This is a genomic window from Anabaenopsis arnoldii, from assembly GCF_028331025.1.
GTDB classification, from domain to species: Bacteria; Cyanobacteriota; Cyanobacteriia; order Cyanobacteriales; family Nostocaceae; genus Anabaenopsis; species Anabaenopsis arnoldii.
In genome coordinates this window covers 13,877-29,850 of the sequence record NZ_JAQMUH010000036.1, presented here as the reverse complement: position 1 = coordinate 29,850, position 15,974 = coordinate 13,877, and the positions used below count along the sequence as shown (strand labels likewise).

12 protein-coding genes and 1 pseudogene are annotated in these 15,974 nt (G+C 43.5%); 9 read left to right on the top strand and 4 right to left on the bottom strand.

Annotation, left to right across the window (positions count from 1 at the left end; genetic code table 11):
- Positions 1–71: 71 nt before the first annotated feature.
- Positions 72–302, bottom strand: a pseudogene (gene tnpA, locus PN457_RS02970) (IS200/IS605 family transposase); the annotation flags it as partial.
- Positions 303–331: 29 nt separating this feature from the next.
- Between tnpA and PN457_RS02965 the strand changes: the two are divergent.
- The 3 genes from PN457_RS02965 (at position 332) to PN457_RS02955 (ending at position 2,911) form a co-directional block, all read left to right on the top strand.
- On the top strand, positions 332–1,705 hold the full coding sequence (locus PN457_RS02965) for an RNA-guided endonuclease InsQ/TnpB family protein (RefSeq protein WP_334310743.1): 1,374 nt from the start codon (positions 332–334) through the stop codon (positions 1,703–1,705).
- Between the two features lie 83 nt (positions 1,706–1,788).
- Entirely contained in the window at positions 1,789–1,980 is a 192-nt protein-coding gene (locus PN457_RS02960; RefSeq protein ID WP_271731240.1) for a hypothetical protein, read from the top strand.
- Positions 1,981–2,011: 31 nt separating this feature from the next.
- Complete coding sequence (locus tag PN457_RS02955) at positions 2,012–2,911, top strand: ROK family protein (RefSeq protein WP_271731239.1); 900 nt, start codon at positions 2,012–2,014, stop codon at positions 2,909–2,911.
- Positions 2,912–3,033: 122 nt separating this feature from the next.
- Here PN457_RS02955 and PN457_RS02950 read toward each other — a convergent pair whose 3' ends face one another.
- A complete protein-coding gene (locus tag PN457_RS02950; protein WP_271731238.1) occupies positions 3,034–4,671 on the bottom strand; it encodes a CTP synthase in 1,638 nt (545 codons plus the stop codon).
- 90 nt (positions 4,672–4,761) lie between these two features.
- On the opposite strand from PN457_RS02950, the gene PN457_RS02945 reads away from it, so the two are divergent.
- From PN457_RS02945 to PN457_RS02930, 4 genes are all read left to right on the top strand, one after another.
- Complete coding sequence (locus tag PN457_RS02945; RefSeq protein WP_271731237.1) at positions 4,762–6,573, top strand: N-acetylmuramoyl-L-alanine amidase; 1,812 nt, start codon at positions 4,762–4,764, stop codon at positions 6,571–6,573.
- Between the two features lie 135 nt (positions 6,574–6,708).
- Positions 6,709–6,978, top strand: coding sequence for a winged helix-turn-helix domain-containing protein (locus tag PN457_RS02940; protein ID WP_271731235.1), 270 nt, complete (start codon positions 6,709–6,711; stop codon positions 6,976–6,978).
- Positions 6,979–7,175: 197 nt separating this feature from the next.
- On the top strand, positions 7,176–7,427 hold the full coding sequence (locus tag PN457_RS02935) for a transposase (protein ID WP_271731232.1): 252 nt from the start codon (positions 7,176–7,178) through the stop codon (positions 7,425–7,427).
- A gap of 141 nt (positions 7,428–7,568) precedes the next feature.
- Entirely contained in the window at positions 7,569–9,365 is a 1,797-nt protein-coding gene (locus PN457_RS02930; RefSeq protein WP_271731230.1) for an N-acetylmuramoyl-L-alanine amidase, read from the top strand.
- A 326-nt stretch (positions 9,366–9,691) separates the two neighbouring features.
- Here PN457_RS02930 and PN457_RS02925 read toward each other — a convergent pair whose 3' ends face one another.
- Both PN457_RS02925 and argZ read right to left on the bottom strand, forming a co-directional pair.
- Positions 9,692–10,249 carry a DUF2085 domain-containing protein gene (locus PN457_RS02925; RefSeq protein ID WP_271731228.1) on the bottom strand — a complete coding sequence of 186 codons (558 nt, stop codon included), beginning with the start codon at positions 10,247–10,249 and terminating at the stop codon, positions 9,692–9,694.
- 40 nt (positions 10,250–10,289) lie between these two features.
- Positions 10,290–12,401, bottom strand: coding sequence for a bifunctional arginine dihydrolase/ornithine cyclodeaminase (argZ, locus tag PN457_RS02920; RefSeq protein ID WP_271731227.1), 2,112 nt, complete (start codon positions 12,399–12,401; stop codon positions 10,290–10,292).
- 471 nt (positions 12,402–12,872) lie between these two features.
- On the opposite strand from argZ, the gene PN457_RS02915 reads away from it, so the two are divergent.
- Both PN457_RS02915 and miaB read left to right on the top strand, forming a co-directional pair.
- Positions 12,873–14,498 carry an energy transducer TonB gene (locus PN457_RS02915; RefSeq protein WP_271731226.1) on the top strand — a complete coding sequence of 542 codons (1,626 nt, stop codon included), beginning with the start codon at positions 12,873–12,875 and terminating at the stop codon, positions 14,496–14,498.
- Between the two features lie 86 nt (positions 14,499–14,584).
- Positions 14,585–15,970, top strand: a complete 1,386-nt coding sequence (miaB, locus tag PN457_RS02910) for a tRNA (N6-isopentenyl adenosine(37)-C2)-methylthiotransferase MiaB (protein WP_271731225.1) — start codon at positions 14,585–14,587, stop codon at positions 15,968–15,970.
- Positions 15,971–15,974 lie beyond the last annotated feature (4 nt).

The window sequence follows — 15,974 nt, the reverse complement described above, 5'->3', positions numbered from 1 at the left end:
GTTTCATCCCCTACGCTTTAGCGAGGGGATGAAACGCGCGCGACTCAAGGGGATTTATCCTGTGTGTTTCCTCATTTACCACGCTGGTTTTCAATGTAATTTTTAAGTACCTCAGTGCTAACTTGTCCAGTTGTCGCAACAAAGTAAGTTGGTGTCCACAAAGAAGGTAGTTTTTTTAATTGTGGAAATTCTTTCCTTAAGTAATTTGATGCCCTACCCTTAACCCACCTAGCTATATCTGCCGGTGATTCATGGGTCGGTGCATTAATAAAAAAATGAACCTGGTCTGGTTGAACTTCAATTATACTCATAAACAGGAGGTGAGTAAAACTTGTACAGAACAATTCCAATTAGAGCTAGATTCACAGATGAAGAAAAAGCTTTTTGGGTTGACCAATGTCAGCACTCAAATAGCTTAATAAATTGTGCGATTTACCATACTCGCCAAAGTCATTACGCAAGATTAGAAAGCATGGATAATGCTTTGACAACTTACTGGTGTGGTGATGAATTACGTAGTGGGTGGAAAACTTATCATTGTCAAACCACTTATCCTGAATTAGATAAAGTCCTCAAAGAAAATCCACATTACAAAGGGTTGGCCGCCCAAGCAGCACAACAAACCTTAAAGCTAGTTGGTGAATCAATAGCCAGTTACAACGGATTAGTTAAGGCTTACTACAACGGGGATGTAATTAGACCTTCATTACCTAAGTATCGCAAGAAAGGAGGTTTCGCAGCAGTAACATTTCCTCGTCAAGCACTCACTTTTAAAAATGGTTATTTCAAACCCTCAATTAGTAAAGAAACTAAACCAGAGTTAATTACAGACATCAAACTACCTTTACCTGATTTTATTGATTCTGACTGGGTAAAGGAAGTCACAGTCCGTCCTTATTGTGGTGAGTTCTGGATTAACTGGGTGATTGATGATGGAAAAGAATCAATAAAAAACAACCCACATCTTGATTATTCTCAAGCATGGGGACTTGACCATGGGGGTACGAATTGGTTAACTGGAGTTTCTACACTGAGTAAAAGCCTGATTATTGATGGCAGAAAACTCAAATCAATGAATCAAGGTTATTGTCGTTTAGTCGCCAAATACAAGCAGGGTAAGCCTAATTTTTATTGGGATACCAACCTTGACCGTATTCAACGCCAACGTAATAACCAAATGCGAGATGCTATCAACAAAGCAGCTAGGTTTATTGTCAACCGATGCCTGAATGACCAGATAGGAAATATAGTTATTGGTTGGAATGAAGGGCAAAAAATTAATGCTAGCTTAGGTAAAACAAACAATCAAAACTTTGTCCCAATTCCCACAGGTAGACTCATTCAAAGATTAAAAGAGTTGGCTAGCGAATATGGAATTATTGTTACCATAACGGAGGAAGCGTACACATCAAAAGCGTCTTACTTAGATGACGATAACCTCTACAAGCATGGTGAAAAACCCGCAGGATGGAACCCGTCAGGTAAAAGAGTAAAACGTGGATTATATCAATCTGCCAAAGGATTTTTCACCTCGGCAGATGCCCAAGCAGCAGCAAATATTTTAAGAAAAGTAGCCACACAGCTAGGTTTATCCTTAGTCGAGGTGGGTAGGGCATCTTTGACTGTGCCACAACGATATGACTTGTTTAAAAGGTTAAATAAATCATATCGTAAACGTTGCGTAGCATGGCTTGGTCCTGCGTAGCAACATCAGTTTAGAATCCCCTGTGATTCCATCCAGGGGAGAAGTCAACTAAATATTGTTGAAGTTATTACCAAGAGGTTAGAGTGAAAGATAATATTTCTTTAATTGCGGCTGCTACTGGTGGGTTTATGCTATCCGTCGCCCTGTCCGGCTTATTGCGGGGTACACCGATGACAGCTTGGTACGACGAACCAAGGAGTTTTCATTCAGTCATGGTTAGTAGTTCACCTATGGACGCACAGAAAACACCAAACCCAGGATTTTTTGTTCAATAAAACCCAAAAAAGCTAAATAATATTTTTTCAGGTGGTTAATTCACAATTAATTGGTATTGATGTGGGGGGGACAGCCATTAAGCTGGGACGGTTCAACCCGGATGGTACTTGCTTAAAATCTTTGACTGTAGCCACTCCCCAACCATCGACACCAAAAGCCGTTGTAGCTGTAATTATAGATGCGATCGCTCAAGTTGACCCATATAATCAAGCTATTGCCATTGGTGTGGGTACTCCCGGTCCAGCTGATAAAAGTGGACGCATTGCCCAAATTGCCATCAACCTACCGGGATGGCTAAATGTACCTTTAGCGGACTGGTTAGAAGCCAAAACAGGTAAACCTACGGTTATTGCTAATGATGCCAACTGTGCCGGTTTGGCAGAAGCTTGGTTGGGCGCTGGTCGCCACTTTGACAATCTAATTTTATTGACCTTGGGAACTGGGGTTGGTGGTGCGATTATTTTCAATGGCAAACTGTTTGTAGGACATGAAGGCGCTGCTGGGGAACTGGGTTTGATTACCTTAAACCCCGATGGGCCTGTGTGTAAGAGTGGTAATTCCGGTTCTTTAGAACAGTATGCTTCAGCTACGGCAATTCGTCGCCGCACTGGACAGGAAGCATGGGAATTAGGCGCGCTGGCTGCGGCGGGAGATAAATTTGCCTTGACTTTCTGGCAAGAATATGGTATGTGTTTGGGTATTGGTCTAACTAGTTTAATTTACGTTTTAACTCCCCAAGCAGTTATTATTGGTGGTGGAGTTAGTGCTAGCTTTGAGTTTTTTTACCCCGCACTGAAGGCAGAAATTGAGCAGCGAGTCATGGCTACGAGTCGCGCAGGGTTAGAAATTTTACCGGCAGAATTAGGGAATTATGCGGGCATGGTGGGCGCTGCAAAGTTGGCATCATTACTTCTTGGGAAGGGGAATTAGAATTACTGCGGTGAATGAGCAAATACCCGACTTCTCGAAGAAGTCGGGTATCTATTTCCTCATCGTTGTATTTATTGACGTTGAAACTTGTCTGGTGTCTCAACAAGACTTTGAGAATATACTCAAGAAACCTGTACAGGTGTTGGTAAGTTGGATACAGGATGAGTTCTGTTAATAGCGGCTTCCATAAATCCTTGGAATAAAGGGTGAGGAGTGCTAGGACGCGAATGAAACTCGGGATGAAATTGACAGGCTAAAAAGAAGGGATGTTGGGGAAATTCCACAATTTCTACCAAGCGTCCATCGGGGGAAGTTCCACTGATCACATACCCAGATTCTAACAACATCTGACGATAACTATTATTAAACTCATACCGATGCCGGTGGCGCTCGTCAACTACTTCTTGTTGATAAAGATTAGCAGCTAGAGTATTAGGGAGCAAATGACAAGGATAGAGTCCCAGTCGCATCGTACCGCCCAAGTCAACTACATCCTGCTGTTCTGGTAACAAGTTGATGACTGGATACTTGGTTTTGGGGTCAAATTCCGCACTGTTTGCACCCGTTAATCCTTGTACGTTTCTCGCCCACTCAATTACGGAACACTGCATTCCTAAGCATAAACCTAAAAAGGGTATTTGGCGATCGCGAGCGTATTGAATAGCTGCAATTTTACCATCCACCCCGCGGATACCAAAACCACCCGGGACTAGAATACCATCCACACCTGCTAAATGAGTTTCCGGCGATTGGGTTTCTAAATCTTCCGAGTTCACCCATCGCAAGCGCAAATCACCATATGTAGCAATAGCTGCATGACGCAGTGCTTCTACTACGGACAGATACGCATCACTTAACTGTACATATTTTCCTACAATGGCAATTTCCACACTGTACTGAGGACTGTATAAGCGTTCTACCATTGTTTGCCAATGGACCAAATTTGGTGGGCGTTGTTCCATTTGCAACAACGCTAATACTTGTTCTGCTAATCCCTCCTGTTCTACAATTAGCGGTACTTCATAAATACTCCCAGCGTCTTGGGCAGTAATGACGCATTCCTCTGGAACATCGCAAAATTCCGACAACTTGCGTTTTAATCCCACAGGTAAGGGGCGATCGCAGCGACAGACTAAAATATCTGGTTGAATGCCAATTGATCTTAATTCCTTGACAGAATGCTGTGTGGGCTTGGTTTTCATTTCCCCGGCCGAAGGTATCCACGGTACCAGGGTAACGTGCATATACAACACATTTTGCCGTCCCACTTCCTTGCGTAACTGGCGAATAGCTTCCAAAAATGGCAGTGATTCAATATCACCGACAGTCCCACCTATTTCCGTAATTAATACAGATGGATTTGTAGCCTCAGCCACAGTCAGAATCCGCTCTTTAATTTCATTGGTGATATGGGGGATAACCTGTACAGTCCCGCCATTATAGTCTCCCCTCCGCTCTTTATTAATTACTGCTTGGTAAATTAAACCAGTGGTAACACTGTTTAGCCGCGACATAGAAGTATCAGTAAAGCGTTCATAATGTCCCAAGTCTAAATCTGTTTCCGCACCATCTTCGGTAACAAAAACTTCCCCATGCTGAAAAGGACTCATAGTACCTGGGTCAATATTAATATAAGGGTCCAGTTTCAAAATCGACACCGAATAATCTCGCGATTTGAGTAAACGGCCCAGACTTGCTGCTACAATGCCCTTACCAATACTGGAAACTACACCTCCAGTTACAAAGATAAACTTAGTCATAAGTTAGTAGTTAGAATTTTTAGCAACTTCTCAAAAAACATCCCGTCATTGTGCCACATTTGCTGTGGTGAAATATTTTGTGCTGTTGTCGTGAAAAAACTTCTAGGTTTAGTAATATTAGGGTTTATCGTTACCTCCTCTGTAGTCGCATTGGCCAGACCATCACTATTAGTTGTTTATCCCCCAAACAACCACCAAACAAACTCCGAAAAAATCTTTTTCATTGGGACTGCGCCACCAGATGGAAAGGTTCTCATCAATGGTAAGGCAATTAACCGCAGTCAAGCCGGGCATTTTGCGCCCAGTTTCCCTTTGCAGTTAGGAGAAAATCTCTTTACTGTCAGTCACCAAAATCAGCAACTAGAAATTAAAGTTACAAGGCTGGCGACGGTAGCCGAGTTACCTCAAGGATTAGCCTTTGCCAAAGATTCTCTGATTCCTGTAGCTGACATTGCCAAACTACCGGGAGAATTAATTTGTTTTAGCGCCATTGCACCCCCTAACGCCAGTGTATCTGTCAATCTGGCAAATCAAACTATTGCTCTTGTACCCCAACCTCAGCAGATAAGACTACCAAGTAATTTAGCAGCACTTACAGGAAACAACCAGCCTTATGCTGAGTCGATCCCGGTAAGGTATGAGGGTTGCACTACGTTTCAACAAGCTGTTTCCCTAACCCCAATTGATGGTAATAACATGATTGCTGATGGGAAAAGCGTAGATTTGGGGAAACCAGAATTTCAACTAACACTCAACGGCGAGACGATAACTCAACCAGGAACTGGCAATATTCAAATTGTCTCACCTGCAAACTTAGAAGTTGCCGAGGTAGTAGTAGATGCAGGGGTAGCGCGGACAGGACCAGGTACAGATTATTCCCGACTCACCCCCCTCCCCAAAGGTACACAAGCATCAATTACAGGCCGTGAAGGTGAATGGTTACGCCTAGACTATGGTGGTTGGATTCATAGCAGGGAGACTCGTGTTTTACCAGGTGCAATTCCGCCACGCACAACGATTCGCAGTGTCGGATATCGCCGGATTCCTGGTACGACAGAGATAGTTTTCCCTCTACAAGTTCCTGTACCCGTGAGCGTGCAACACAGCGATGATCATTTCACTATCACACTTTACAATACTACCGCCCAAACAGACATAATCCGTTTGGATGATGACCCTTTAATTTCTCGTCTAGATTGGCAGCAGGTAGCTCCAGAACAGGTGAAATACGCCTTTAACCTGAAAAAAAGTCAACTGTGGGGGTATAAGCTCAGATACGACAATACAACCCTGATTTTAGCTTTGCGTCATCCGCCAACAAGGGGACGGAAAAGACGAAAACCCCTATCTGATATCAAGATTCTACTCGATCCCGGACATGGTGGCAAAGAATCCGGTGCTGTGGGTCCAACTGGATATACAGAAAAAGAAGTTAATTTAGTCGTCTCCCAATTATTACGGGATGAGTTGGTAAAATTAGGGGCTACTGTTGTAATGACTAGGGATAGTGATATTGAAGTTTCTCTGGGCGATCGCATGGCTATGATACATCGAGAAGAACCGGCGATCGCCCTTTCCATACATTACAATGCCTTACCCGATAGTGGTGACGCTGAAAACACCAAGGGAATCGGCACTTTTTGGTATCATCCCCAAGGCCACAGCCTAGCTGTATTCCTGCACAATTATTTAGTCAAAAAGCTGAACAGACCCTCCTATGGTGTGTTCTGGAATAATCTGGCCCTGACACGTCCCCATGCTGCGCCATCAGTGTTATTGGAATTAGGTTTTATGATTAACCCCCAAGAGTTTGAATGGTTGACAAATTCTCAGGAACAGAAAAAATTATCAAAAGCCTTAGCTCAGGGAATTGTAGAGTGGTTTAAAAGTAGGGTGGGTTAGACGGCGATCAATTATATTTTCTTGAAAAGGTTTGTACCGTTGTAATATCAATTTACAAAGACTAGCACGTGACCCATCAACGATAACAAGGTGGTTACAGAAATACCGACTCTTGGATTAGCTGGGTTACTGAAAATGAAAAAACCACCCGGACAAGAGCCAAAAATCAAAGGTGAGGTACTCGAATCGCTCAAAACTCAATTAAATTCGTCCGCTGGTTTTGCGAGTTACGGAGAAATTGTGAGTTGGCTCAATGACAATTATGGATTAGATGTAAGTTACCGAATGGTACATTACCTAGTGCGATACAAGCTCGGTTGCAAGCTGAAAGTACCAAGACGATGCAGTGTCAAGCAAGACCCACAAGCAATAGAGACATTTAAAAAAACATTGCACAAGCAGTGATAATTTGGCAAAAACTATTTGGTCAAGGCAAACGGTTACGTTATCTATGTCAAGATGAGACCCGATTGGGATTAAAAACCCGACCTAGACGTGTTCTGACTAGTCCTGGTGTTCAACCATTCGTGAGAGTTTCATGGAAGCGAGAAAGTTTTTGGCTGTATGGTGTTGTTGAACCATTGAGTGGATAGCATTTTTGCTTGGAATATCCAAAGCTTTGTGGAGAACATTTTCAACAATTTTTAGATGCGCTTTCATCTCAACTCGCAGAAGATATTGCACTCCTTAAAATTGACCAAGCCGCAGCACATTTTACCTCTCAATTGAAGTGGCCTGAAAATATTATTCCCCTGTGTCAACCAGCCCATTGTCCACAACTTAACCCCATTGAAAGATTTTGGTTGTTTCTCAAATCTCAAATCAAAGGACAAGTTTTCAACACACTTGATTAACTTCGCGCTCGCCTCAACGAACTTCTCAGTCAAATCACATCGGAACGTGTTATTTCCTTGACTTCTTATGATTTTATTCTCGAAGCTCTTTTTTATGCAGCTTCAATGTAAATTGATATAACCCACCAAAACATTTTAATCATGCGATCGCTTTTAGGATTAATCATTCTTGGTTCCTTCACAACTCCCAGCCTAGCTTGGGCGCAAGAAAACACGCTGAAAATAGTTTATCCGCCAGCAAATCACCAAACTAATACAGATAAAATATTTCTTCTGGGAACCGCACCACCAACAGGACAAGTTTTAATTAATAATCAACCCATTAAGCGCAGTAAATCTGGACATTTCGCCCCTAGCTTTCCCTTGGAGGTGGGAGAAAATCGGTTTACTGTGACTTACGACAATCAACAACTGCAAATACAGGTAACTAGAGTTGATAATCAGCCTAAAATCCCCCAAGGATTAGCCTTTGGAGAAAATACCCTTACGCCCCAAGTTGATATTTATCGACTACCAGGAGAAGAAATTTGTTTTAGTGCGATGGCTTCGCCCGCCGTAGGCATCGCCTCTCCTAATGCTAATGTAAGCGTAAGATTGGGAGAGCAAACTGTTAAGCTATCACCGCAACTAAAACAAATATCTCTACCCAGTAATTCAGCCATATATATAGATGGTAAAAATCAACCCATCACTCAAATTATCCCAGGGAAATATCAGGGATGTACAAAATTAGGAATATTACCAGATGGAAAAAAACCAGAATATCAATTAACTCTCAATAGCGAGACAACAACTCAAGTCAGTTCTGGTAAGATTCAAACCCTTTTACCAGCCAAACTTCCAATAGTAGAAATCATAGCTGAGGCTGGTGTGGCGCGGACAGGCCCCAGTACCACTGATTCACGGTTAACGCCTTTACCCCAAGGTGTGAGAGCATCTGTTACAGGTAAAGAAGGTGATTGGTTGCGTTTAGACTATGGAGCTTGGATTCATAGTCAAGAAACTCGGATGATTCCAGGTGCAATTCCACCACACTCGATGATTCGCAGTATAATTTCGCGGGAATTACCGAAAACAACAGAAATAGTCTTTCCTTTGCAAGTTCCTGTCCCTGTCACTGTAAAACAGGGGGATAAAACTCTTACCCTGACTTTACATAACACCACTGCCCAAACAGACACAATTCGCCTAGATGATAACCCTTTAATTTCTCGTCTAGATTGGCAGCAAATAGCTCCTGGCAAGGTGCAATATACTTTTAACCTCAAAACAAATCAACAGTGGGGATATAACCTGCAATACCGAGATACAAGCTTAGTTTTAAGTTTGCGTCATCCTCCGGTTCTTCCCCGCAGACAAACACAACCTTTATCTGGGGTAAAAATTCTGCTGAACGCCGGACATGGTGGGGAAGAATTAGGCGCAGCAGGACCAACAGGTTATTTAGCGAAAGATTTAAATTTGGTAGTGACAAAACTTTTGCGGGATGAATTGCGGCGACGAGGTGCAACAGTGGTAATGGCTAGAGAAGATGACCGGGATTTGTCTTTGGTGGAACGTCAGAAAATGATAGAGGAAAATGAACCTGCGATGGCTTCGCCCGCCGTAGACATCGCACTGACTTTTCATTATCGATTTTTGGCTGATGATGGTGATGCGGAAAATACTAAGGGAGTTAGTAGTTATTGGTATCATCCCCAAGCGCACAGTTTAGCTGTGTTACTGCAAAATCGGTTAGTGCAAAATTTGGGTAGGTCTTCTTTTGGGGTGTATTGGCATAATTTAGCGCTAACACGTCCCCATTCTGCGCCATCGGTTTTATTGGAGTTGGGTTTTATGAGTAACCCTGATGATTTTGAGTTGGCGATGGATGTTCAGGAACAAAGGAGGTTAGCGAGGGTTTTGGCTGAGGGTGTTGTGGAGTGGTTTAAGAAATGATTTTTACCACGCAAAGGCGCAAATTCGCAGAGAGAAAGAGGAGTTGGGATTTTAGGTTGGTTCATCATTCCAAAAATCTGGATTATTCATAATTACGTAATTTTACGTATGTAATTTAGCTTGTTGGTTTAAAATCAAGCGAGTGTAAATGTAATTTCAAGTCAAGCAGACTCTCCAAGTCTCTGCTACTCTGCGTGAAATAAACCCCCAAAACAGTATAAAATTAGAAAATGTATAGCGATCGCAACTAACCCGAAACTGATATGCTTTACAGACATGGTGACTGACTTGACGCATTGAACAATAATGTCTTGTTCATGTGGTAACTATCGGTGAGCTTCTTTTTTAATTCTATGCCATTGGCTGCTGAAATTTGTCCGTTTACCTTGTTGCCAACCGTGCAGAAGCGGCATAGTAAATAAACCCCAAGCCAAACCCGTAATTAACCCAAACGGTGTAACTAAATAATTATTAAAATCCCACAACCCAAAAACCTGGGCCGCTAATTCCAAGGGGTAAGCCATCATCAACACACTGGCTAAGGCTGCACCATTCCAGCCGTATTGACTTAACCAGTAAAAACCTTTACCACCAGTTACCCCATACAACAAGCGAGTCACTAGCAACCCCGTCACAGTACCATAGCAGCGCATACACACAGCCATAATAAACGGGGGTGCTAAATCTAGTCCCATATCAGGTTGCGGACAGACATGATTACCCATGAAATAGATAATATCCGCAATCCTGCCGAGCAAAGACACATCAGACGCAGCCAAGAAAGGAGCAAGAGGGGGGCCAAAAACCATCCCCACCAAAAGGAAATCAGCAATAAAACTCACCCAATTAATCTGTACATCTTGCTGAAACACTACTCTGGACATCTTCTTCTTTGCGCCTTTGCGACTTTGCGTGCAACATTTCTTAACCTACACTAGCTACATAGGGACTTGTCAACTTATCCAACTGCTGAATTAACAGACTCAGGAATAAACCCACATCTGTCACTACACCTACTGATTCTACAGAACCGCGATCGCTTAATTTAGTCACTACAGCCGGATTAATATCTACACAGACCATTTTCACCCCAGCCGGAGTCATATTTCCCACCCCAATAGAGTGCAGCATACTAGATAGCATTAAAACCATCTCCGCACCTTGAATGAGTTGGGCGTATTCCTCCTGGGCTTTAATCAAATTCATTTGGGTATCAGGCAAAGGTCCATCATCCCGAATCGAACCAGCTAGGCTGAAAGGTACATTATTAGTGACACATTCATACATTACACCACTGGGAATCACTCCAGCAGCCACAGCCTTGGCAATGCTGCCATAACGGCGGATAGTGTTAATTACCTTCAGGTGATGGCGATGTCCCCCCAGGACGGCGACACCTCGTTTCATGTCCACACCCAGGGAAGTTCCCATCATGTTTTGCTCGATGTCGTGGACGGCGATCGCATTCCCCCCTAAGAGCGCCTGTACATATCCTTCCCGAATTAACCGCGCTAAGTGTTCACCGCCCCCTGTGTGAATCACTACTGGGCCTGCCGTCACAACTACTTTACCACCAGCGTCCCTAATTTTACGTAACTCCCACGCTACTTGCTCCACCACTAATTCCACACGTCTTTCGCTGGAAACCCCCGATGACATAAAGGTAAATTCTTGACCGTGACGCTGTTCCCGTGATTCAGCTTTGCGAATGCTACGGATACCTTGCACATCTACAACTACCCTGTCGCCAATCTCCAACTCACGTAAAAGTTTACACCGAGCCACTAAGCCATTGGGAGTTTGAGTGATGGCGATCGCGCCATCCATGCGCTGATTGTGCACCTTCACCCACTCACCATTAATGCGTACTTCCGTGGGATAAATAGTACTGACGTAGAAATCATCAGGAGCCACCCCGGCTTGAATCACAGGTCCCAGTTTAGCATCCCGTTCATCTTGGGGTAAATCCACAGCCCCCAAATCAATTAACTCAGAGATGATTTCTTCCATCACCTCATGGGAGGGGGCTGAAACTCTCACCTCAGCAGCTGATGTACTCTGGCGTTGTTCTCCCAAGGTGAAATTCATCACTTGGAAACTACCACCACCATCTACAATTAAATCTAGAGCCTGGTTAATCACACCAGAGTCCAGTAAATGCCCTTCTAACCGAATCATCCGGCTTTCTACGGAAACCGTCGCATGAATATTAATATCTATTGGCTCAGTAACACGTAGGGTCAGACATTTAGCAGCACCACCAGCCTTGAGAAATTCTGTCAGTGGCGTTTCAATCACTCGGAAGCCCGCCTCTGCTAAACTTGTTTTTAAAGCATTGCTGGCTTTATTCATAATCACAATGCTTTCTACATTCACCGCATTACAGGCAAAGTTGACAGCATCGGCTTCGGTAATTGCTATGCGCTTTTCTGGTGCAACCCGCATTTCAATTAAACGGTTAGAATAGGCATCAAAAGCACCAGGATAATATAATAAATAGCCGTTAGCTAAAGGACAAAAGCAAGTATCTAAGTGATAGAAACGCTCATCAGTTAAACGCAGGGATAACACCTCAATATCTAACCATTTAGCTAAATAAGGGTGAGAATCTAATTCAGAACGAAAACCATATCCCGCCCATAACCAACGTCCTTCCCGGTCTAACAGTGCATCTCCAGCACCTTCAAAGGGTAAGTCTTTAGGGAGTAAATGAACTGTGTAACCATTTTCTTCAAACCAAGTTTGGAAGAAAGGCTCCTCACCCTGACGTTCTTTGTGGAGAAATCGGCTGAGGACGACATTTTTCCCCAAGACTAACCCAGCATTGGCGGTAAACACCATGTCAGGCCAACCTATTTGGGGCGTTACTAAATCTACGATAGCGTGTTGTTTAAGAATGTTATAGAGTTTGTGCCACTGTTCCACAGCGCGATCGCGCGAAGACTTATGAATATTCCCTTCCATCCAGGGATTAATCACATAATCTACATCGTAGTGGTCAGGAGCGCACATCAAAAAACGAATCAGGGAAGTCATAAAAATATTACCAGTGTTGAGATCCTACAAGCCTACTTCAAAGATAGTTTTTTGTCCTTTTAATTTCTCTAACGACCAGAAATTAATGAAAGTGGTCAGCATTCTATCGGGAAATACCGATACAGCAACTTGCACCGAATGTCAAGTACAGATTGAATCATAAAACTTTTGTGGGGTAGGCATCTTGCCCGCCCTTGTACCTACTCCGATGAAGTATGCTGTAAGTTAGCACACAGACTTTAAACCTATTCTATTCACCAGATCAAGATTAGGGGGATACCAAGAAGATGAAATTGCCAAAATGGCATAAAGTTCACCCATGGAAATAGACTAAGATAAATAGGCTAGTTTTTTTGAGGAATGCCCTATTTGGTGATTACGTTTTTTTAAGCCTACGTATAGTCTAGCTTCCTCCTCCCTGGCAAGAAGTGGTAAGATTACCAGGTAACTGAGAATAAGTGGCAATAGGCTATGAGTTTTTCTGGCATTACCTTAGAATATCGTTCACAAGAAGTTAAGACTCTCAAGTATTTTCTGATTTATAGTCTCATTGGTTCTCTAGTACTTCATATTGGGGTACTGTCATCACTGTTAGCTTATCTCCTGCGGAGTACCCCGCACCAAATAGAAGATCAACCAATAGAAGTGGTGATGATTGATTCTCCCATTCCAGAAGTAGAAAAACCACCCGCACCAATTCCCCAAGCAGAGACATTACCAGAACCTCGCCAGATTATTAGCAGTAACGATACCTCACCCAGTCCAGCTAGAAATCAGACTGTAAACCAGTCTCAACCAGAAATTATCCAACAGCAACCTGTAGTTACACTCAGACCAACCCCAATCACCCCACCACCTGTAAAAGTCGAAAGTGTCAAAACTTCCCCAGTTCCACCGCCAACACCAACAACCACAGCTACCACAAACACCCCACAAGTCTCACGCCAAGCAGCTGTATCTAGGCTAGAATCTGTACTGAGTTCACAAACATCAGAAGCAATAACTGCTACTACCCCCACTCAAAGTGTTGAAACTGTCAAAACTCCCCCAGTTCCACCGCCAACACCAACAACCACAGCTACCACAAACACCCCACAAGTGTCACGCCAAGCAGCTGTATCTAGGCTAGAATCTGTACTGAGTTCACAAACATCAGAAGCAATAACTGCTACTCCCCCCACTCAAACTAGTGAAAAAAATCCAGGGGTATTGACTGGTACAAGAGATTCTAGAGCTACACAGGGAAATAGTGATAGTGTTAATAGGGGAGAGTCAAATCAACCAAGTGGCACAAGTTCAGTCTCCACAGCAAATACTGGCACGACCAGCAATAATAAAGTATCAGTACAGCCTTCCACACCCCCAGCTAATAGCAGATCAGAACGTACTAATCGTCGTGGTAATTCCCGCAGATCATCTACTGGACGTGCAGCTTGTGTTAGATGTAATACTAACTATCCAGAATTTGCCAGACGCCAAGGTATCGAAGGCAGAGTAGAAGTTGCTGTTGATATTGATGCCAAAGGTGATGTTACCAATGTCCGTATTATCAGGTCAAGCGGTAACAGAAGATTGGATGAAGAAATCAGGAAACAAGCGAATAATTGGAAATTACAACCGTCCGAAGGCGGGAGAGAAGGGATATCAATAGCTACTGATTTTACCCTGGAAGGTTCACAGCGACACCGCCAAGTCCAAGAACGGAAAAAAAAGCAAGAAACCAGCCGTTCCAGGGAAACAAGTCGCCAAACAGAATCATCTAGTTCCAGTCCTACACCGACTACCAGCACTCCCACCAGGTCAAACCCAGTTAGACGCGTCAGACGAAAACCTCAGACTGAGCAAAACACAGCCGCGGGTTCATCCTCTGGACAAGGAAAGACCCCTACACCGGGAAATGTGAGAGATTCTTTGCGCAATACCCGCAGTCAGGAAACCTCTACTAATTCTGTCACACCAGCAGGGGAAACAAGTACAAATCCCCCGCTGACCACAAACAATACTTCTTCTAGTCAAAATCGGTTACGAGACGCTTTACGCCGTAGTCGCCAACCTGCTGAATTACCGCAGTCCACCTCATCACCAGAGTCGGAATGATGAGTAGCAAATGAACAGTTTTTGTTTTATTGCCATAGAATAGAAATAAAGTTTATATGCTTAACCTTGACTCAGCATCATTGCCCATGATTACTTCTAATCGCCGTTACCATATCATTACTTTCGGTTGTCAAATGAATAAAGCTGACTCAGAGCGCATGGCTGGTATTTTAGAAGACATGGGCTTTGCATGGTCGGAAGACCCTAATGATGCAGATCTGATTCTTTACAATACTTGTACAATACGAGATAACGCTGAACATAAGGTATATTCTTACCTCGGTAGACAAGCGAAACGTAAACACGAGCAGCCGGATTTAACCTTGATTGTTGCTGGTTGTGTTGCCCAGCAGGAGGGAGAAGCCCTGTTACGACGAGTGCCAGAATTAGATCTGGTCATGGGACCACAACACGCTAACCGTCTCAAAGATTTGCTCACATCGGTATTTGATGGTAATCAAGTGGTGGCTACTGAGTCGGTTCACATTATGGAGGATATCACCCAACCTCGAAGAGATAGCAGTGTCACGGCCTGGGTGAATGTCATTTATGGCTGTAATGAACGCTGCACCTATTGTGTGGTTCCTAATGTCCGTGGTGTGGAACAATCTCGCACTCCGGAGGCTATCCGCGCGGAAATGGAGGAGTTGGGGCGAGAAGGTTACAAGGAAATTACCCTCCTGGGGCAAAATATTGATGCTTACGGTCGAGATTTGCGGGGTAAAACTCCCGATAGTTTGCGGAGGGTACCTATAGGTCGTCATCTGTATAATTTCACGGATTTACTTTATTATGTCCATGATGTCCCAGGTATTGAAAGGTTGCGATTTGCTACTAGTCATCCACGTTATTTTACGGAGCGATTAATTAGGGCTTGTGCTGAATTACCCAAGGTGTGTGAACACTTTCACATTCCCTTTCAGTCAGGGGACAATGACGTGTTAAAGGCAATGTCACGAGGTTATACTCAGGAGAAATATCGCCGGATTATTGATACTATTCGGCAGTATATGCCGGATGCTTCTATTAGTGGTGATGCTATTGTGGGCTTCCCCGGGGAGACGGAGGCACAGTTTGAAAATACCCTGAAGTTGGTAGAAGATATTGGTTTTGACTTGTTGAATACAGCTGCTTATTCCCCCCGTCCCGGTACACCAGCTGCTTTATGGTCTAATCAACTCAGTGAAGAGGTGAAAAGCGATCGCCTACAAAGATTAAACCATTTAGTTAATATTAAAGCATCCGAGCGATCGCAGCGTTACATGGGACGCATTGAAGAGGTTTTAGTAGAAGCCCAAAATTCCAAAGATACCACTCAAGTCATGGGACGTACTCGCGGGAATCGTTTAACTTTCTTTAATGGGGACATAAATATATTAAAAGGGCAAGTTGTCAAGGTAAAAATTACTGAAGTTCGGGCTTTTAGTTTGACAGGCGAACCCGTAGAACTGCGGCAAGCAGTCCCTGTGTAATTTA

Bases quoted from the DNA above. Each gene is read 5' to 3' on its own strand.
- PN457_RS02950 (WP_271731238.1), bottom strand. From the start codon at position 4,671: ATGACTAAGTTTATCTTTGTAACTGGAGGTGTAGTTTCCAGTATTGGT.
- PN457_RS02940 (WP_271731235.1), top strand. From the start codon at position 6,709: ATGAAAAAACCACCCGGACAAGAGCCAAAAATCAAAGGTGAGGTACTC.
- PN457_RS02930 (WP_271731230.1), top strand. From the start codon at position 7,569: ATGCGATCGCTTTTAGGATTAATCATTCTTGGTTCCTTCACAACTCCC.
- PN457_RS02925 (WP_271731228.1), bottom strand. From the start codon at position 10,249: ATGTCCAGAGTAGTGTTTCAGCAAGATGTACAGATTAATTGGGTGAGT.
- argZ (WP_271731227.1), bottom strand. From the start codon at position 12,401: ATGACTTCCCTGATTCGTTTTTTGATGTGCGCTCCTGACCACTACGAT.
- PN457_RS02915 (WP_271731226.1), top strand. From the start codon at position 12,873: ATGAGTTTTTCTGGCATTACCTTAGAATATCGTTCACAAGAAGTTAAG.
- miaB (WP_271731225.1), top strand. From the start codon at position 14,585: ATGATTACTTCTAATCGCCGTTACCATATCATTACTTTCGGTTGTCAA.